This is a genomic window from Pseudomonas sp. S35 (genome assembly GCF_009866765.1).
Lineage (GTDB): Bacteria > Pseudomonadota > Gammaproteobacteria > Pseudomonadales > Pseudomonadaceae > Aquipseudomonas.
Genome location: NZ_CP019431.1, coordinates 1,967,870 through 1,986,607 on the forward strand (window position 1 = coordinate 1,967,870; position 18,738 = coordinate 1,986,607).

The 18,738-nt window shown below is 60.8% G+C and carries 19 protein-coding genes; 6 read left to right on the forward strand and 13 right to left on the reverse strand.

Annotation, left to right across the window (positions count from 1 at the left end):
• Nucleotides 1–24: 24 nt before the first annotated feature.
• The 8 genes from PspS35_RS08885 to PspS35_RS08920 all read right to left on the reverse strand — a co-directional run bounded on the left by PspS35_RS08885 (nt 25) and on the right by PspS35_RS08920 (nt 8,818).
• Entirely contained in the window at nt 25–3,657 is a 3,633-nt protein-coding gene (locus PspS35_RS08885; RefSeq protein WP_159933658.1) for a transporter substrate-binding domain-containing protein, read from the reverse strand.
• Nucleotides 3,658–3,665: 8 nt separating this feature from the next.
• A complete protein-coding gene (locus PspS35_RS08890; protein ID WP_159933660.1) occupies nt 3,666–4,292 on the reverse strand; it encodes a response regulator transcription factor in 627 nt (208 codons plus the stop codon).
• A gap of 255 nt (nt 4,293–4,547) precedes the next feature.
• On the reverse strand, nt 4,548–4,943 hold the full coding sequence (locus PspS35_RS08895) for a response regulator (protein ID WP_159933662.1): 396 nt from the start codon (nt 4,941–4,943) through the stop codon (nt 4,548–4,550).
• Between the two features lie 170 nt (nt 4,944–5,113).
• Nucleotides 5,114–6,445, reverse strand: a complete 1,332-nt coding sequence (locus PspS35_RS08900) for a deoxyguanosinetriphosphate triphosphohydrolase (protein ID WP_159933664.1) — start codon at nt 6,443–6,445, stop codon at nt 5,114–5,116.
• Between the two features lie 71 nt (nt 6,446–6,516).
• A complete protein-coding gene (locus PspS35_RS08905; protein ID WP_159933666.1) occupies nt 6,517–7,680 on the reverse strand; it encodes an EAL domain-containing protein in 1,164 nt (387 codons plus the stop codon).
• A gap of 91 nt (nt 7,681–7,771) precedes the next feature.
• Nucleotides 7,772–8,113 carry a hypothetical protein gene (locus PspS35_RS08910; protein WP_159933668.1) on the reverse strand — a complete coding sequence of 114 codons (342 nt, stop codon included), beginning with the start codon at nt 8,111–8,113 and terminating at the stop codon, nt 7,772–7,774.
• Entirely contained in the window at nt 8,110–8,499 is a 390-nt protein-coding gene (locus PspS35_RS08915) for a phage holin family protein (RefSeq protein ID WP_099586785.1), read from the reverse strand. Before PspS35_RS08915 ends, PspS35_RS08910 begins: the two co-directional genes overlap by 4 nt.
• Before the next feature lie 4 nt (nt 8,500–8,503).
• Nucleotides 8,504–8,818 carry a YqjD family protein gene (locus tag PspS35_RS08920; protein WP_032889079.1) on the reverse strand — a complete coding sequence of 105 codons (315 nt, stop codon included), beginning with the start codon at nt 8,816–8,818 and terminating at the stop codon, nt 8,504–8,506.
• A 346-nt stretch (nt 8,819–9,164) separates the two neighbouring features.
• Here PspS35_RS08920 and PspS35_RS08925 point away from each other — a divergent pair, with 346 nt between their 5' ends.
• Complete coding sequence (locus PspS35_RS08925; RefSeq protein ID WP_159933670.1) at nt 9,165–10,373, forward strand: ammonium transporter; 1,209 nt, start codon at nt 9,165–9,167, stop codon at nt 10,371–10,373.
• Here the strand turns inward: PspS35_RS08925 and PspS35_RS08930 are convergent.
• A complete protein-coding gene (locus PspS35_RS08930; protein ID WP_159933672.1) occupies nt 10,360–12,096 on the reverse strand; it encodes a monovalent cation:proton antiporter-2 (CPA2) family protein in 1,737 nt (578 codons plus the stop codon). The two genes, PspS35_RS08925 and PspS35_RS08930, sit on opposite strands and share 14 nt — an antisense overlap.
• A 147-nt stretch (nt 12,097–12,243) precedes the next feature.
• Here PspS35_RS08930 and PspS35_RS08935 point away from each other — a divergent pair, with 147 nt between their 5' ends.
• The 3 genes from PspS35_RS08935 to PspS35_RS08945 all read left to right on the forward strand — a co-directional run bounded on the left by PspS35_RS08935 (nt 12,244) and on the right by PspS35_RS08945 (nt 13,853).
• On the forward strand, nt 12,244–12,480 hold the full coding sequence (locus tag PspS35_RS08935; protein WP_159933674.1) for a glutaredoxin family protein: 237 nt from the start codon (nt 12,244–12,246) through the stop codon (nt 12,478–12,480).
• A 74-nt stretch (nt 12,481–12,554) separates the two neighbouring features.
• A complete protein-coding gene (locus PspS35_RS08940) occupies nt 12,555–12,890 on the forward strand; it encodes a transcriptional regulator (RefSeq protein ID WP_159933676.1) in 336 nt (111 codons plus the stop codon).
• A gap of 72 nt (nt 12,891–12,962) precedes the next feature.
• Nucleotides 12,963–13,853, forward strand: a complete 891-nt coding sequence (locus PspS35_RS08945) for a pseudouridine synthase (protein ID WP_159938010.1) — start codon at nt 12,963–12,965, stop codon at nt 13,851–13,853.
• 55 nt (nt 13,854–13,908) lie between these two features.
• On the opposite strand, the gene PspS35_RS08950 is transcribed toward PspS35_RS08945, so the two are convergent.
• Nucleotides 13,909–14,130: a YgdI/YgdR family lipoprotein gene (locus PspS35_RS08950; RefSeq protein WP_016978480.1), complete on the reverse strand. Its 222-nt coding sequence runs from the start codon at nt 14,128–14,130 to the stop codon at nt 13,909–13,911.
• 78 nt (nt 14,131–14,208) lie between these two features.
• A complete protein-coding gene (gene mobA, locus PspS35_RS08955; RefSeq protein WP_159933678.1) occupies nt 14,209–14,811 on the reverse strand; it encodes a molybdenum cofactor guanylyltransferase MobA in 603 nt (200 codons plus the stop codon).
• Nucleotides 14,812–14,887: 76 nt separating this feature from the next.
• Here mobA and moaB point away from each other — a divergent pair, with 76 nt between their 5' ends.
• Together moaB and glp are read left to right on the forward strand one after the other, a co-directional pair.
• Complete coding sequence (gene moaB, locus PspS35_RS08960; protein ID WP_056857153.1) at nt 14,888–15,427, forward strand: molybdenum cofactor biosynthesis protein B; 540 nt, start codon at nt 14,888–14,890, stop codon at nt 15,425–15,427.
• Complete coding sequence (gene glp, locus PspS35_RS08965) at nt 15,411–16,637, forward strand: gephyrin-like molybdotransferase Glp (protein WP_159933680.1); 1,227 nt, start codon at nt 15,411–15,413, stop codon at nt 16,635–16,637. The genes moaB and glp overlap by 17 nt, the downstream gene beginning before the upstream one ends.
• Nucleotides 16,638–16,706: 69 nt before the next feature.
• Here the strand turns inward: glp and PspS35_RS08970 are convergent, their stop codons facing one another.
• Nucleotides 16,707–17,036, reverse strand: a complete 330-nt coding sequence (locus PspS35_RS08970; protein ID WP_159933682.1) for an EscU/YscU/HrcU family type III secretion system export apparatus switch protein — start codon at nt 17,034–17,036, stop codon at nt 16,707–16,709.
• Nucleotides 17,033–18,610 (reverse strand): flagellar hook-length control protein FliK, encoded by a 1,578-nt coding sequence (locus tag PspS35_RS08975; protein WP_159933684.1) that lies wholly within the window; start codon nt 18,608–18,610, stop codon nt 17,033–17,035. The genes PspS35_RS08970 and PspS35_RS08975 overlap by 4 nt, the downstream gene beginning before the upstream one ends.
• Between the last annotated feature and the right edge of the window lie 128 nt (nt 18,611–18,738).

An 18,738-nucleotide genomic window follows, 5' to 3' on the forward strand; every position in this document is an offset into this window, starting at 1 on the left:
GAGGCGCGCGAGCTCCTTCCCCTGTTAGCTGTCCAGCTCTCGAAGTTGCACTTGCAGCATCCTTTCCAGTTCCAGCATCAGCTTTTCCAGGGATTTCACACTGGCCTCGATCAGTGGCCGGTCATCGTCTCGGGCGCATGCCTGCTCAAGGGCTTCGCACTGCGCTGCCAGCGAGTGCGCTTGAACGATGCGCGCAGCGCCTTTGATCTTGTGGGCCTGCTCGATGATGTGCTGGGACGTAGCCTGCGCAGCCATCAGCGCGAGCAGCTCCTGGCGATCATGGCGGCTGCTGCTCAACAGCTCCTCCAGCAGGCGTCGACTCATTTGTGGGTCTCCGCCGGTAAGGGCTTGGAAGTTGCCAAGGTCCAAAATCAGCTCACTGGGTTGAGGGCTGATCTTGGCCAGTTGGCGCTCCAGCGCTGTGAGACTGATGGGTTTGAACAGGCAGTCATTCATGCCCGCCAGGGCGCAGCGCTGCTTCTCTTCGGGCTGTGCATTGGCGGTGAAACCCAGCACCACGCACGGTGTCAGTTGCTCGCGCTGCTCGTATTCGCGGATCGAGCGACTCAACTCGTAGCCATTCATGATGGGCATGTTGCAGTCGGCGATCACCAGGTCGAAGTGCTCCTGGCGCCAGGCCTGAAAGCCCGTTGCACCGTTCTGGGCGGCGGTGAACTGGTGGCCCAGATAGCCAAGCTGCTGGCACATCAATAGACGGTTTGCGGGGTGATCGTCGACCACCAGTACATTGAGCACGGGGGCGGCCGTGGGCGCCTGGGTCTTGAGCTCGTCCACGGGCAGTAGCGGTTGCAGACGAGTCATCTTCAGGTTCACATGCACTTGGGTGCCGACCATTGGTACGCTGCTCAGGCTGAGCTGTCCGCCCATCATTGCGCAGAGGCTGCGGCAAATCACTAGCCCAAGGCCCGCGCCAGTCCTGGCCAACTGCCCGGAGTTGTCGGCCTGGGCAAAGGGCTCGAAAAGACGCCGCTGGTCATCCCGGCTGATGCCGATGCCCGTGTCTTCCACCACCAGTTTCATTTCGGTCTGTTGCTCCAGTTGGGTGGGCAATACTTCCACTTTGATTTTTACCTCGCCGCGCTCGGTGAACTTGATGGCATTGCTGACCAGGTTGGACAGCACCTGCTTGAAACGCAGTGGGTCGATCAGCACTTCGGTGTTATCGAGGTCGGGCTTGAACTCCAGCGACAGGCTAAGGGTTTTCTGTCGGGCCAGGCCGTCGAAGACCCGTACCACTGACTCAATCACTTCGCGCAGATTTACCCGTTCCGGTGCCAGGCTCAGGCGGCCGGACTCAATGCGGGCGATATCCAGGATATCGCCGATCAGTTCCAGCAGATCCTTGGCCGAGTTGTAGGCCACTTCGATGGCCGGGCGATCGAGATGGCCCTGGTCCGCGCGCTTGAGGGTCAGTTCCAGCATGCCAATCACGGCGTTCATCGGCGTGCGGATCTCGTGGCTCATGGTGGCCAGGAACGTACTTTTGGCCCGGTTGGCTTCGTCAGCCCGCTCCTTGGCAGCGCGAAGCTCGTCGAACAACTGGCGTCGCTCGCTGATATCGATCCAACCCCCGATGATGCCCTGGACCTCACCGACAGAGTCGCGATACGGCAGGATCCAGTGGTAGATCGTGAGTTTTTTTCCGCGAATGTGCAGGGTTCGGTCCAGGATCAGCGGATTGCCCTCGGCCACCACACGTTGATAATCGGCATGGTATTGCGCCGCTTCCGTGGCGAGGGCGGTGTTCACCTGCATCACCGTTTTGCCGATCACGTCCTCACGCTTGACGTCAAACACCTGCAGGTAGCTGTCGTTGCAGGTCTGCAGCAAGCCCTTGTGATCACGTACGTAGATAGGATGCGGGGTTTCATTGACCAGGGCGCGCATGAACTCGAACTGATCGTTGAGGGCTCGCTCCGCCATTTTGCGGTGCTTGATCTGGCGGCGCATGTAGGCGTTCCAGGTCAGGGAGACCAGCAGCAGTAGCCCGGTGCCGATGACTATTCGGGCAATCAGTTGGTGATAGTCGCGCCAGTAGCTGTCGGATGCGGCGGTGTAGCCTCGCCAGCGACTGTTGATCACCCCTAGTTCATCCGGGGCGATGCTGAGCAGGGCCTTGTCGAGAATCGAGCTGAGTTCGGTGGCGCTGCGTGAGGTGGCCAACGTGAAGGCCGCGGGCGTCGTGCCAATGCTGAAGCTGATTTGAACGTTATCCTGGAACACCTGCGATGACAGGAAGTAGTTGGCGACGACCAGGGTATTGACTGCACCCTCCACGCGCCCCTGTGCGAGCAATTCGGTGGCCTTGAACGTATCGCCTGCTTCCACCAGATGAATCTTCGGAAAATTATCGCGCAGGAATTTCGCAGGCGGGCTGCCTTGAGTGACCGCCAGGCGCTTGCCTTCCATCTCTTCCAGGCTGGTGGGGGCTTGGTTCTCCTTGCGCGTCAACATCACATAGGAGTTTTCCAGGTAGGGCCGGGTGAAGTTCAACTGGGATTCGCGTTCGAGGCTGGGGACGATCGCGCCGATGATGTCTGCTTTGCCGGTCTCGACATGTTCGATCATCGTATTCACATCACGCCCGCGCTGGATTTCGAAACGCAACCCGGTACGCAGGCGAATCAGTTCCAGCAGGTCGGCGGTGATGCCGCGAAAGTTGCCATCCCCATCGAAGAATGTGAGCGGCGCGAAGGTTTCATTCACGAGCACCTTGACCGTCGGGTGCTCCTTCAACCAGCGCGCCTCGCGCTGAGTCAGTTGCAGCTTCTGGTCCGTCAACAAAATATCGCTGCCGGCGCTCCAGCGCTTGGCGATCGCTTCCCGTTCAGTGCCAGGCACGGCCTCCAGGACTGCGTCGACGATGCTCTGCAGGATGAGCTGCTGCTGGGGCATGGCAAAGCTGAAGCCATAAGCTTCGTGCTTGCCGAAATTGGCCATGCGAATGTTCTTCAGGTAGCCCTTGTTGATCATGTAATGGGTGGAGATGGTGTCGCCGAGAAACACGTCTGCCTTGTCGAATGCCACCGCATTCAACGCATTTTGATAAGACGGGTAGGCGCGGATAATCGCCTTGGGGTAGAGCTTTTCGACCTCTCCCAGTGGCAGGTAATGGTAGACCAGGGCCAGGCGCATTCCTGCCAGGCCATCATTCAGGCTACGGGTTTCCCCTTCGCGTGTGACCAGAACGGGCTGGTCCACGGCATAGGGCGCCGACAGGATCAGGTTGGGGCGTGCTGCCTCAAAGCCGTTGGCGGAGCCCAACAGATCGATTTCACCTGTTTCGAGCGCGCTGATGGCAGCTTCTCTGGAGGGGTAGCGCAGGACCTTCACGGGCAAGGCCAGTGCCTTGGCCAGCAAACCCGCATAGTCGGCGGTGAGTCCTTCGTAATCACGCCCGCTGGAAGTGAGATCGAAGGGCGGGTAGTCAGGGGACGCAGTACCCAGCAGCAGTTCGCGTTTGTTTCGCAACCACTGGCGTTGGGTCTTGTTCAGGTGGGTTTCCAGTTGTATTGAGCCTGCACGACTCAGTAAGTTGAAATGTTCCGCGCCCGTTTGAGGCGTTGCAGGCACGGCAGTGCTGAAGCACAAGCCGGCACTCAATATGATCAGATAGTCCTTTATACACCTGGGCATCCGCTTTCTCACACTAGCGCGTTTCGTTTTGCCATCTCGATAAGTTCTACCAAGGACTTGGCTTGAAGTTTCTGCATGAGCCTCTTTTTATAAGTGCTGACTGTTTTGTTACTTAAAAACATGCCTTTGGCTATTTCTTTGTTGGTGCGGCCCTGGGCAAAAAGTTGCAATACCATTAACTCACGATCATTAACGGCCTTGAAGAGTTCTAGTTCCTTGAAGTCCACGCCGTCTGCACCGTTGGTGTTCAATGCCTGGCTGGGGAAATAGTTGTAGCCGGACAGCACTGCACGGATGGCACTCAGCAGTTCACTCAGGTCACCTTCCTTGCAGACGTAGCCGTCGGCGCCCGAGCGCATGCAGCGAGTGGCAAACAACGTCGGCGACTGGGCCGTCAGAACCAGGGTTTTCATCGGGGTGTTCATGGCGTTGAATCGGCAGAGTACTTCCAGTCCGTCGAGTTTCGGGATGCTGATATCCAGAATGATCAGATCTGGCAGGCATTCGCGGACCATTTGTATTGCGTCGCATCCGTTATCCGTTTCGCCAATGACTTTGTAACCTTCGTGTTCCAGCAACATTCGGATGGCGAGCCTTATAACCGGATGGTCATCGATAATAAAAACTGTGTTCATGATCACGTTCCATACAAGTGCAAATAAAGCGGGCACATTAGCTCAGAAGAGGAGGGAGGAGCATGAAGGCAAGGGGGGGCAGATATAAAACAGGAAACTTCCTACACTAAAAAAGGTAAATGCCTACCAGCTGATAAGGTCGTGTGAGGGGGACGTATGCGCTTTGCTGGCGAGCAGAAAAAATCATGAGGCCTGGAGGCGGGCGGTGATCGTGCGGGCACTTTTCGGCGGTTGGAAACGTTTAAAGTCCTACGCTTATAGCGTGGAGGGTGTTTGAATCAACTGTATAAGTTCATCTTTGTTCAGTGGCTTTGACAAGTAGCCGAGCAACGGCAGGTCACGTTTCATAGCCTGTTTTTTCAGGGCTGACAGTTCAACTGGGGCAAGCCCGCTGAGCAAGATGGCTGCGGTGACAAAGCGCCGGCGGCTGGCGATTTCAATCAACTCAAGCCCCGGAAGGTCGGGTAGGCATTGGTCGCACAAGAGAATGTCGAAGGGGGTTTCGGCCAGCGTCATTAGATGGATGGCCTGCGCAGCGTTTTCGGCAGCTGTCAGGTGCTCGAAGCCGAAACTTCTAAGCAGGTATTGGGTGGCGAGCAGTTGAAAGGGATGGTCCTCCACCAACAGGATGCGAAGGGGGTATCTGGGCATAGAAAGCACACGATGAGTCAAGCGTCGATGGGGGGCATGTAGGAACGGTTCACCCAGTTTGCCCGGAGCGTGCGCGATTATTCTCCAGAGGTTTGTGCGAATTCGATCAGGCCGCTCTGTTCCCTTCGTAGGGGGATTCTCTTAGGGAACAGGCGGCTTGATCAATGGCATTATTGCGGGCTGGAGCGTCCCGTCATCTCCCGCGCCATTTCGGTGGCGTAGCTGTCGGTCATGCCGGCGATAAAGTCGATCATGCGCAGGAACGATGCGTGCAGCGGCCATGCCGGGTCCGGAGCGTTGTTGCCGAGCAGATCGAGAATACGTCGGTTCTTGAAGGACGGTGTGCGGCCACCGTGCTGCTCCAGAGCCGCCCCACAAAAGGCGTTCAGGAGAATTTCGAGGGTGGTGTAGGCGCCGATCTCGTGCAGGGTCTTGCGCTTGTCCTGGAAGATTTTCTTGCGCGCCATGTCTTTGGCATCCAGCACGCAGCGCTTGGCCGGGCCGTGCATGTGCTCCACCAGGTCGCCGGGCAGGGTACCGGCCAGCAAGGCATCCTGCTGTTCGACGAAGGCCCGTGCGGCGGCGTTGGTCAAGTGCTCGATGGCCTTGCCGCGCAGGATCGCCAGCTTGCGTCGGCGCGAGTCCTGGGCACCGAGTTGGCGATAGGTCTGCGGCAAGTCATCGCCGACCAGGTCGAGCAACAGCGATTCGACTTCGGCGTATTCCAGCAACTCCATTTCCAGGCCATCTTCCAGGTCGATCAAGGCGTAGCAGATGTCATCCGCCGCCTCCATCAGATAAACCAGCGGATGGCGGGCCCAGCGTTGTTCTTCGAGTTGCGGCAGACCCAACTTGTGGGCGATCTGTTCCAGGATCGGCAGCTCGCTCTGGTAACAGCCGAACTTGTGTTTTTTATAGCCCAGGGAGTCGGCGTGGCGGGCGGTCCAGGGGTATTTCAAGTAAGTGCCCAGGGTTGCGAAGGTCAGTCGCGTACCGCCGTCGAACTGGTGGTACTCCAACTGGGTCAGCACCCGGAAGCCTTGGGCGTTGCCCTCGAAATTGAGGAAGTCATTGCGCTCGGCGCTGCTCATGTCATCCAGCCAGCCGCGCCCCGCCGCCTGTTGGAACCAGTGGCGGATGGCATCTTCGCCAGAGTGGCCGAATGGCGGGTTGCCGATGTCGTGGGCCAGGCAGGCCGACTGCACCACCATGCCCAGGTCGCTCGGGTCGCACCAGTCGGGCAAGGCGCTGCGCAGGGTTTCGCCGACGCGCATACCCAGGGAGCGGCCCACGCAACTGACTTCCAGGGAGTGGGTCAGGCGCGTGTGGATATGGTCGTTACTCGACACCGGGTGCACTTGGGTCTTGCGGCCCAGGCGGCGGAACGCACCGGAGAAGATGATGCGGTCATGGTCTTTGTGGAACGGGCTGCGGCCAAGTTCTTCCGGGCTGTGCAGGGGCTTTCCAAGACGTTCGCGGGTAAGCAGGGTGGGCCAATCCAAGGCGGGTACTCTCCGTGCGGTGAATGACCCTCCCAGCTTCCCGTTTCCGCCTTGGCGGGGCAAGCGAAAATCTACAACCCGGCCGCATCGATATCGATTAACAGCAAGCGCTGACCGTTGTCGAAGAATTGTCCGGCGGTGAGGCAGTACTGGTTAGTGGTGGCATCGCGGTAGGTCGAGGACAGGGTGAGGCGTCGTTCGTCCCAGCCCTCGGCCAGCAGGTGATAAAAATACGGGCGCCACGACCAGTTGTGGCCCAGGTAGCGGCTGTCGGCTTGCCAGGCATCCTGGCGCCATTCGAAGTTGGGCGTGAGTTGCGTGCCATGCCGGTCGCACTGGTAGAAACGCAGCAGCCAAGGAAAGTCTGGTAGTTGTGGCAAAAGGGACAGTGGCGCGTGGCCCAGGGCCCAGCTCTGCAGTATTTTCATCAACTCGGCCAATTGCTGGCGCAGTTGCATGATGCGTCCGCGTTCTGCCAGTTTCTGCTGGACGTACACGCTGCGCAGTTGAGCAAAACGGGGCACGAAGGCTTCGGCGGCGAACCAGTCCAACTGCGCCTGGGCAAATAGATAGCCCTGCACATACCGCGAACCGCATTCCAGGGCGAAGCTCAGTTGCGCCTCGGTTTCAACGCCTTCGGCGATAATCCAGCAACCGGTCTTTTCCGCCATCTGAGCCAGCGCGCGTACCACGTCACTGCTAGGCCCGCCTCGGGCGGCTTCCTGGAATAAACGCATGTCCAGCTTGAGAATGTCCGGCTGCAACGCCAATACCCGGTCGAGCTGGGAGTAGCCAGCGCCAAAGTCATCGATAGCGATACGCGCGCCAGCTTCGCGATAGCGTGCCACCACGTCGGCCAAGCGTTGGATATCGCCGCCCAGTTCGGTGATCTCGAACACGATGCGCTGAGGATCGACCCCGTGACTGTCTATCTGTTTCAGGCTCGGCAGCGCTTGGCCCGGGCGCAGACGGTTAATCCAGCGTGGCGAGATATTCAGGCTCAGGAACCAGTCATCGGGGGCTTCATGCAGGCGGCTCAATGCGTTGTCGCGAATCTGCCGATCAAGTCGGCGCAAAGTCACGCCCGGCGTGCGCGGGTCAGCAAACAACGGGCCCACGGACTGCAAGCGGCCGTCAGCCTGGCGCAGGCGGCCTAACGCCTCGACGCCGGCAATGCGCCCGGTGGCGGTGTCGATAAACGGCTGGAAGCAGGCAAGCGGTTGCCCGTCGATCACGGGGCCTCCTTAACGAGGTGGCGAAAAAAGGCCCGGCCTTTGAAGAAGAAGGCCGGGCCGATTCTGTTTGCAAGAATGCAGCCAGCAGGGCTCAGCCTTTGCGTGAAGTACCTGCCATCGCCAATTTGATCAACGGGATCAAACCCGCGCCCAGCCGTACCAGACGGGTCAGGCTGCTGATGCTGCCGCCCTTGGCACCCTTGCCGGTAAAGAAGCCCATCAGTGTCACCGCCGCCACGCCCCACAGCGGCGCGTGCTTGATGCCCAGGCTGTCCTGCCAGTTGTGGCGCATGTCGCGCACCTTGTGCAGGGGCGCCATCAACTGTTGGGACTCGTGGCGGATCTCCTGGCGGTGCATTTCCATGCGCAGGCGGATCAGCGCCTTGCGCATTTCCCGGCGTGAGGTGTTTTGCGGGATCTCAGTCAGGCTCATGGCAGCAGGCGCTCCCGGTCATTGGCCAGCTCTTCAAGCGTGGCGTGGAAGGGCGTGGACTCATCGAACACCGCCGCTTTCAAGCGCACCCCGCAGAACGCGGCGGCGAGGCTGTAGAACACGCAGAGGCAGATGATCCCCGTGAGGCGATAGCCGGTGTCCCATACCAGGATCATCACCAGTGTCGATAAACCCACCAGCAGCAACAGGGCAAACACCAGGGCCAAACCGGCAAACAACAGCAGGCTGACGGTGCGCGCCTTCTGCTCCTGCAATTCGATGCCGAACAGTTCGACGTGGCTGTGCAACAAGCCTAGAACGGCCGCGCCCAGGCGTCGTGAGGTTGAACTTGCGCCCGTGGCCGAGCCGCTTTCGCCGATAGACATAGGATTAGCGCCTTGTAGCCAACAGACCGATCAAAAAGCCCACGCCGGCGGCAATGCCCACCGACTGCCAGGGGTTGGCCTGCACGTAGTCTTCGGTGGCGGTGACCGCCGCCTGGCCGCGTTCGCGTAGCGAATCTTCGGTCAGTTGCAGGGTTTCACGGGCCTTGAGCAGGCTCTCATGGATCTTGCTGCGCAGTTCGTCGGCCTGGTCACCGGCCAGGATCGCGGTGTCATCCAGTAACTTTTCGGTGTCGCTGACCAGGGTTTGAAAATCCGCCATCAGTATTTCTTGGGCGGTCTGTGCTGTTTTTCTGGCCATGGTTATCTCCGTGATGGGCTGATCTGTACGTGTGGTTTCGAGTCACCGGCATCGGTGAAGGTTCAGTGCAATTGTGTGGTACAGCTTTTGCTTTGCCTTGGTGCGCACGCCTTGGGGCTTGCGCTGAATCTGGGCGGTAAGGCCTCTGGCCATCAAAAACCTTACCCTAAATAACTCAAACTCGCGGAAAAACCCTGTCGGCATCAGCCTGTTGTGTTGATCGCTGCGCTAAAGCGGTTCACGCCCTCTGAAGAGGGGCGGTGCCGGTGGTGCCAATTTAGTGCGCGCAATCGTGGCTTGAACCGCTTTGGTGCTTTTTGCCTTGAATGCAGGCCTGCCAACCTCCATGGACAATTTGCAAAGTGCGGTGGACACCCTGGTCCACAGCTCCAACACCCTGTTTATCCTGATCGGTGCAGTCATGGTGCTGGCCATGCACGCCGGCTTCGCGTTCCTCGAAGTCGGCACCGTGCGCCAGAAAAACCAGGTCAACGCCTTGTCGAAGATCCTCAGTGACTTCGCCATCTCCACCTTGGCCTATTTCTTTATAGGCTATTGGATCTCCTACGGCGTGAGCTTCATGCAACCGGCGGCGGTGATCAGCGCCGACCATGGCTATGGCCTGGTGAAGTTCTTCTTCCTGCTGACGTTTGCGGCAGCGATCCCGGCGATCATCTCCGGCGGCATTGCCGAGCGGGCCAAGTTCGCTCCGCAGTTGTGCGCCACCGCGTTGATCGTGGCGTTTATCTACCCGTTTTTCGAAGGCATGGTGTGGAACGGCAATTTCGGCCTGCAAGCCTGGTTGCTCGCCACCTTTGGCGCCAGTTTCCATGATTTCGCCGGCTCCGTGGTGGTACACGCCATGGGCGGCTGGCTGGCGCTGGCGGCGGTGTTGCTGCTGGGCCCGCGTAATGGCCGTTACCGGGAAGGGCGGCTGGTGGCGTTCGCGCCGTCGAGCATTCCATTTCTCGCGCTGGGTTCGTGGATCCTCATCGTCGGCTGGTTCGGTTTTAACGTGATGAGCGCGCAAACCCTCAACGGCGTCAGCGGCCTGGTGGCGGTCAACTCGTTGATGGCCATGGTCGGCGGCACCGTTGCTGCGCTGGTGATTGGCCGCAATGATCCGGGCTTCCTGCACAACGGCCCGCTGGCCGGGCTGGTGGCGATCTGCGCTGGTTCCGACCTGATGCACCCGGTGGGCGCTCTGGTGACCGGTGTGGTCGCCGGCGGGCTGTTCGTGTGGTGCTTTATCGCGGCCCAGGATCGCTGGAAGATCGACGACGTGCTGGGTGTGTGGCCGTTGCATGGCCTGTGTGGTGTGTGGGGCGGCATCGCCTGTGGCATCTTTGGCCAAACGGCGTTGGGCGGCTTGGGCGGCGTGAGTCTGATCAGCCAGTTGATTGGCACTGGCCTCGGCGTGGCGGTGGCGTTTGGTGGTGGCCTGCTGGTGTATGGCGTGATCAAGCGCGTCGGTGGGCTGCGCCTGAGTCAGGAACAGGAGTATTACGGCGCTGACCTGTCGATCCACAAGATCGGCGCGGTCAGTCAGGATTGATCGGGGCTTCTTCGTCGTTGTTCGGTTGCGAGTAAAAACCGTGCAGCACGCGGTAGCGGTTGTGCCGCACTTCATCGACCCGTGCCTGCACCTGTTGGTCCGGCAGGCCCAGCAGGATCAGGGCATGGGAGGCGAGCATCAGGCTCGACTCCAACAGCTCGGGTACCACTTCACTGGCGCCCGCGGCTTTGAGTTCGGCCCACTGGCTATCGTCGCGCGTGCGCACCAGGATGGGCACTTCGGGGTTGATCCGGCGCGCCTCCTTCAATACCACCAAGGCGACATCGCTGTTGTCCACCGCAATCACCACCAACCGCGCGCGTTCGAGGCCCACCGCACTGAGCAGGGCGCCGCGACGACAGTCGCCATAATGCACGCTACTGTCCTCGGTGGCGGCCTCCTGCACCCGTTCCGGGTCGTCATCCAAGGCGATAAAGGCTTGTTGCTCCCGGCGCAGAAAACGTCCGATGGACTGCCCGACACGGCCGTAGCCGCAGATCACCGCATGGCCGCGCAACTCGGCGTTGAGCGCAGTGATTTCCTCCAGTTGCACTTGCTGGTTGGGCTTGCGGTGCAGGCGCAGGGCAATCGCCGGTGCGGCGCGTAACAGCAGTGGCGTCAGCAGCATCGAGCAGAACGTGGCGGCGAGCAGCAGGCCATTGAACTCATCCGGAATCAGCCGGCTTTGCTGCATCTGCGCCATCAGGGCAAAACAGAACTCACCGCCTTGGGCCAGGGCCAGGCCGCTGCGCCAGGCGGTTTCGCTGTCGCTGCCGCGCAGCTTGACCAGCACCGCCACCACGCAGCCTTTGACCAGCATCAGCGTGAGGGTCAGGCCGAGGATCAGCAGGCTGTGGCTGATGAACAACTGCAGGTCGATCAACATGCCGATGCTGACAAAAAACAGCCCCAGCAGGATGTCGCGAAACGGTCGGATATCCGCTTCGATCTGATGGCGGTAGTGGCTTTCGCCCAACAGCATGCCAGCCAGGAAGGCGCCAAGGGCCGGGGACAGGCCCAACAAATGGGTCAGCCAGGCGGTCAGCAACACGATCACCAATGCCAGCAGCACAAACAACTCCGCCGAATGGGACGCGGCGACTTCACGGAACAGGCGCGGTAACAACCAGCGACTGGCCAGCAGCAGGCCGACAAACAGCACCACGGTTTTGCCCAAGGTCAACGGCAGCGCCCAGTACCAGGCCTGGTCGCTGCTGCCGGCAAACACCGGCACCAGGGTCAGCAGCAACACCGCCACCACGTCTTGGAACAACAGCACGCCAATCGCGTTCTGGCCATGGCTGCTGAAAATTTCCCCAAGGCTGGTCAGTTCCTTGCTGACGATGGCCGTGGACGACAACGCCAATCCCGCACCCAGCAGCAGGGCGATGCCGGGCGCCACACCAAAGCCGATCAACAAGCCACCCAGCACCACGCTGCAACCCAGCACCTGCAAACTGCCCAGGCCAAACACGACGCGGCGCAGGGCGAGCATCTTGGTCAGGGAAAACTCCAGCCCCAGGGAAAACAGCAGGAACACCACGCCCAGTTCTGCAAGGTCGGGCAGTTCTTCGCTGTCATTCACCCAGTCGAGGGCGGTGGGCCCCACGGCCAGGCCCACACACAGGTAGCCCAGCACGGGCGGCAATCTCAGACGGCGAAAGAGGGCAATCATCACCAGGGATGAGGCCAGGATGATCAGCAGGTTGGCGAACACAAGCATCTCCGTTGCAGGGTGAGCGGGCAAAAAGCCGAGAGAGTCGCTGAATCAGTTATAGAACATGCTGATCTGGGTCAGGGTTTGTCGGCTCGCCACAAGGGAAGGGCAGGCTTAGAATAACGGCCTGTTTTCTGATCAGGTCCATTTGCCATGCTTGCTGAATGCCAGCTGTTCGGCACCCTGGGTTGCCATCTATGTGAGATCGCCGAAGCCGAAATCATGCCGCTCGTCGAACACGGGTTACTGGTTGAACTGGTGGATATCACCGACCCCGAGGACCTCACCGGAGCCTATGGCCTGCGGATTCCGGTGCTTCGGCGGGTAGATACCGGTGCCGAACTGGATTGGCCCTTCGACACCGAACAGGTTGTCGCCTTCCTACGCTGAGGTTTCTGCGATGGCGGATTACCCGATATTGCGTTACTGTATGTTTGTACAGCGATTGAATAGAGGGAACGCCCGTGGTGAATGTTGAACAACTGAAAAGCAGCGTCAATCGCATGTCTGCCGACGTCGTGCGCGACGCGGTGAACGAGCTGCGCCTTGATGGCCTGGTCACGGAAGGCAAGACGCCATTTAACAAAGTGCATTTCAATACTTGCTTTGCCGAGATCGAAGCGCTGTTCCAGCGCGCCGGTTATCACAAGCAACTGGATGTGGTGGGTTACCAGGGCTTGCTCTACGCCTTGTACGATCCGGGTCGTTGGGAAGCGGTAGAGGTATTGCGCTGGCTCAAGGAGTTCACCGAAGCGGCCAGTACATCGCCGGTCCTGCGGGCGCAATTGGCCAAGGCCTGAGATCCGCCCTAGGCTGAGTCCCGCTTCATGCGGGATAATGCCCGTCGGTTTTTCAAGGCTTTGAGCATCGGCATGTCCACTTCCGGTTTTTCCGCGTCCCAGCACCAAGCCAGCACCCTGTACTTGCCGCCCGGCGCATGGGCCACCGTCCTCGATTGCCTGTGCGACCACTTCACGGCCATCAGCCGCGAACACTGGTTGGACCGCATCGCCCGCGGGCGGGTGTTGGATATCAATGGCAGTCCGATCCGTCAGGACCTGCCGTATAAGGAAGGCCTGTGCATTTACTACTTCCGTGAAGTGCCCAACGAAAAAGTGATCCCGGTACAGGAAACCATCCTGTACGCCGATGAACACCTGGTGGTGGCTGATAAACCGCACTTCCTGCCGGTGACGCCGGCCGGCGAGTATGTCGAGCAAACCTTGTTGCGCCGCCTGATTCGCCGCCTGGACAACCCGTCGCTGGTGCCCTTGCACCGTATCGACCGACACACCGCCGGGCTGGTGCTGTTCTCGGCCAACCCAGTCAGCCGTTCGGCCTATCAGCAACTGTTCCCGACCCGCCAGATTGACAAATTCTACGAAGCCATCGCCCCGGCCTTGCCTGGGCTGACCTTCCCGTTGGTGCACAAAAGCCGCCTGGTGGACGGCGAGCCGTTCTTCCGCATGCAGGAAGGTGAGGGCGCCAGCAACACTGAAACGGCTGTGCAGGTGCGCGAAACAAACGGCGACCTATGGCGCTACGGCCTGTTCCCCGTGACGGGCAAGAAGCACCAACTGCGCGTGCACATGACTGCGCTGGGGGCGAGTATCTGCAACGACCCGTTCTACCCGGACGTGATCAAGGATGCCGTGGACGATTACGCCAACCCCCTCAAGCTGTTGGCCCAGGGCGTGCGGTTTATCGACCCGGTCACGGGTGAAGAACGCCGTTTTCGCAGCCAGATCACCCTCGACTGGTAACCCTCGGAAACGACAAGGCCCGCACGAGGCGGGCCTTGGTGGCAAACGCTAAGACTTACAGGTCTTTAACGGTGCGGACCTGATCCTTGTTGATGCGGGTCTGCTTGCCGTCCAGTTGTTCGAACTCGTAGAAGCCCGAATCCTTATCGAATTTAGGGGTGTCGACGGCCTGGATTTCGCGACCGTCATTCAGGGTGATCACTGTAGGCGAAGCGCAACCGGCGAGGGTAGCGAGGCCCAGTGCAAGCATGAGAGCGGCGATGGTCCGTTGAGTCATGGGTTTGTCTCCGAGAGAATACTTTTGAGTGCTGACCTTGAGACGCGTAACACGCCGTCAAAGTTCCTTGTGCGAGGTTCATTCTGACACGCCGGACCTTGGGTGCAACAGCTGCGGTGTATTCAGATTGTCCAGGCGTGGATCGTCCGCCGGGCATTGCACACCGATGCCGCCCAGTTGCAGGAAGATCTTGCGTGGGCTGCGTTCGCCCGCGTGCCAAGCCTGTTCTATCTCGGCTTGCAGGTAGGTCGGGATGATGCAGATCAACGGTTCCCAGAATTCGCCGTGACGCACCATGACGGGCCAGAGCGGATTGCGTTGCACGGTGTCACGCAGGGCGCTCAGCAATTGAGTGTCGATGGTGGGCACATCACACGGCAATACCAACAGATGCGCATGGCGCGCCGCCGCCAAGCCCGCGCGGATGCCGGCGAGCGGGCCAGGGAAGTCCGGGCTGTCATCGCTCACCAGGCGGTCGGCGTAGGGGGCGTAGCGATCATGGTTACGGTTGCACGAGATGATCAGGTCGTCTGTCAGCGGGCGTGTCAGGCGCTGTAAGTGGGCAATCAGAGGTTGGCCGCGCCACTCCAGCAGCCCTTTATCCTGGCCGCCCATGCGTTGGCCGCGGCCACCGGCCAATAGCAGAATCGAACAGGGCAGGGGCGAAGAATCGAGTGACATGGCGGTTCCGCTGCGGCAGGTAAATAGGGGCCTGTGATATAACACCGGGCTGTTCCTTCGACAACTGGACCGTGCCATGAAAGCCAAGGCAGATGCGCCCTTCGTACCCCTGAATATTGCGGTATTGACCGTCAGCGACACCCGCACCCTGGACACCGACACCTCAGGCCAGGTCTTCGTCGACCGCCTGACCGCCGCCGGCCATAACCTGGCTGAACGGGTGCTGCTCAAGGATGACCTGTACAAAATCCGCGCCCAGGTTGCCCACTGGATCGCCGAGGACGTGGTGCAGGTTGTGCTGATCACCGGCGGCACCGGCTTCACCGGGCGCGACAGCACCCCCGAAGCCGTAAGCTGCCTGCTGGACAAGCAGGTCGACGGTTTTGGCGAGCTGTTCCGCCAGATATCCGTGGCCGATATCGGCACCTCCACCGTGCAATCCCGCGCCCTGGCCGGCCTGGCCAATGGCACCTTGGTGTGCTGCCTGCCGGGCTCCACCAATGCCGTGCGCACCGGTTGGGACGGCATCCTGGCCGAGCAACTGGATAACCGCCATCGGCCGTGCAACTTCGTCCCGCACCTGAAACAGGCCGAGCCTTGTGAATCCCGTGGGTAAGCCAGGCAAGACCGGTGCGCTGATGCCGGTAGAGCAAGCACTGCAACAACTGCTGGCCATCGCCGAAGCTGCGCCGATCCGCGAGCCGCACGCCTTGCCCCTGGCCGAGTGTGACGGCCGGGTATTGGCGCAGGATCTGGTCTCCACCCTCGACCTGCCGCCCTGGCCCAACAGCGCCATGGACGGTTACGCCCTGCGCCTGGCGGACTGGACCGGTGAGCCGCTGGTGGTCAGCCAGCGCATTTTTGCAGGCAATGCGCCTGAGCCTTTGGCGGCGGGCACCTGTGCACGCATCTTCACTGGCGCGCCGGTACCAGATGGTGCGGACTGCGTGCAGATGCAGGAAAACGCCGTGGTCCACGCCGATGCGCGCGTAAGTTTTACCGGGCCCCTGCACGCCGGCCAGAACATCCGCCCTCAAGGCCAGGAAACTACCGCGGGTGAGCTGGTTTTATCGGCCGGAACACGCTTGGGCCCGATTGAACTGGGCCTGGCGGCGTCCCTCGGCTGTGATCGCCTGAATGTCGTGCGCCGCCCACGCGTGGCCGTATTGTCCACCGGTGACGAGTTGATCGAGCCCGGCTTGCCGCTGGGCCCTGGCCAGATCTACAACAGCAACCGTCGCGTGCTGTGCGCGTGGCTTGCGCGCATGGGCTGCGAAGTGATCGACGCGGGGATTCTGCCCGATGACCTGGAACAGACCCGCACGCGCCTGGCGGGCCTGGGCAAGGCGGACCTGATCCTGTCAACCGGTGGCGTGTCGGTCGGCGAAGCGGACTTCCTCGGCATCGCCCTGCGTGAAGAGGGCGAGCTGGCCCTGTGGAAGCTGGCGATCAAACCTGGCAAGCCGCTGACGGTCGGGCATTTCCGTGGTGTGCCGGTGATCGGCTTACCGGGCAACCCCGCGTCGACACTGGTGACGTTCGCCCTGTTGGCGCGGCCCTACATCCTGCGCCGCCAAGGCGTGGCAGACGTGGAACCACTGCGTTTCGAAGTCCCGGTGGGGTTTGTCTGGCCCAAACCGGGCAACCGCCGCGAGTATCTGCGTGGGCGCATCGAGCAGGGCAAGGCGATCATCTACCGCAACCAGAGCTCCGGCGTGTTGCGCAGTGCGGCATGGGCCCAGGGGTTTGTGGAAGTGTTGGAAGGGACGACCTTGGAGGTGGGTGATCGGGTCAATTTCATTCCCTTGAGTGACGTCCTGAACTGACCACAAATCCAACGGTGGGAGGCGGCTTGCCCCCTCCCACCGTTGGATCTGCCTCTGCCTGACGCTATTTCAGTAGTCGTCGCCACGCTCCGTCACATCCCGCTCCACCGGTCCCGCATCCGGGTCATAGCCCACCGGGAACTTGCCCTTCAATGTCCAGGCAAACGCAATGATCTCGGCAACCGTGCGGTACAACTCCTCCGGAATACTGTCGCCCAGTTCCATGCGCGCCAATAGCTTCACCAACTCGGCGTTCTCATAGATCGGTACTTCATTTTCCCGCGCCAGCTTCAGGATGGCTTCGGCCAGGGCATCGTCGCCTTTGGCGCTGAGCGTCGGCGCCTGTTGGCCGTCGTACTTGAGGGCGATTGCCTGGCGGGGTGGGGTGGCGTTTTTCATGCGGTTTCATCCACCCAGCGTTGTTCCAGTCCGGTTTTTGGCCCGCGTGGCGGGGTGCCGAGGTGGCAGTCCAGGTCGCCGACGTTGATCCCCGAGGTCACCAGCCGCTCGCGCAGGTTGCCCAAATGGCTTTCGATCAAGCTGGCCGTGAAGGGGCGGGTTGCCCACAGCTGGCTGGACAGTTTGCCCTGGGTCAGTTGCGCCTGGACCTGCAATGGCCCCAGCGGCTCCATATCGAACGCCAGCTCAACGCGCCAGAGCATTTGCTTGGGGTCTTTCCTGTCCTTGCGTTCGGGCTGGTCCTTGTCCTGCGCCGGTTCCTCGCGCTGGAACTTGACCTGCAACGGCACGATGTCTTGCAGGGTGCGCATGGGGATTTCCAACTGCCAGGTGGTTTGCAGGCGACCATCGGCGGTGGTGCCGGTTTGTTCCAGACTCGACAGTTGGTGGCTCTGCAAACGGGAAATCGCCCCGGCGGCCAGGCGCAGCAGGTTTTCCAGGTCACCTTCGCCTTCCAGCTTGGCCATCAGCCGTTCCGGCAGCGGGAAGCCAACCGGTGCCTGTCGTGCGCTGACTTGGCCGAGCGTATTGAGCGGGCTGCGCACGAAATTCGGCAAGACCTGAGCCAGGGTGTTGGCGGCGAGGATCGCATTCAAGTTGGTGCTGGTCGGCAGGGCCGGCAGCAAGTCGGCGACCAGGCGCAGCAGGGCGCCTTTCATGTCCAGGGGCGGCACTTGTGGGTTTTGTCCGGCAAGCAACTTGGCCTCAAGAAACGCCCCGCTGTTCTGGACCACTTGGGCCAGCACCTTGGGATTGCTCACCTGAGCCAGGTCCGGCAGGGCGGCGAGCAAGCGGTCGGCGGCGGCGCGCAGGTCAGCGGAAGTGCTGTCGCCGCGGGGCAAGTTTTGCAAGGCGGTAAACACGGCGTCCAGCGAACCCTGGCGACTGTGCTGGGTGGCGAGTTGTTGGGTGACGGCCAATTGATCCTGGCGCCCGCTCAACGGCACGAAGCTCAAGGTCTGCGCGTTCTGCACCACAGCGCTGAGCAGGCTGCCCACGCGCAGGGGTTGAGGGCTTTCCACGGTCAACGTCGCACCGGCCAGGGCATTGTTGAGCACCGTCGCCAGCGAGCGGTAGATCGCCGGTTGTGCGGTGCCCTGGGGCAGCATCTGGGTGGTCAGCACCTTGGCCTGTAACAGCGTGCCCACCGGCATCTGGTTGGTGTCGATACGGGTCAGGGCCGCGACATTCGCACTCAAGGCCTGCTGCAAACTCAGGGTCAGGTTGCCCGCCGGGGTCTGGCTCACCGCCACATTACTGCCCAACGGCAACGGTTGGGCACTGCTGGCTTGCACCAAGGTCTGGCGGCCGCCCTCCAGGGTCAGCTTGAGCAAAAGCTGAAAGGCTTCACCGCCTTGTTTAAGCGCGATGACTTCGGCGTTCGCAGTTTTTCCCGGGTCGATCAGCCCGATCTGCGGCTCCAGCAGCTTGAGCAATTCACCTGCCGCAGGCGCGGGGCTTTGCCCGGTCGTCGGAGTGGGAGGGAGCGTAGGAAGGTTGATCTCGCCGGTCATCGTGCGCATCGTCTCTGGGGAAATTGCCCTCTTTAGCGTAGGGCATCGCATGTATAATGCCGCCCGTCTGCAACGAGAGCGGTAAAAACCTCACAACTATTTGATCCAGCTCTCTAAAACCGGTCGCC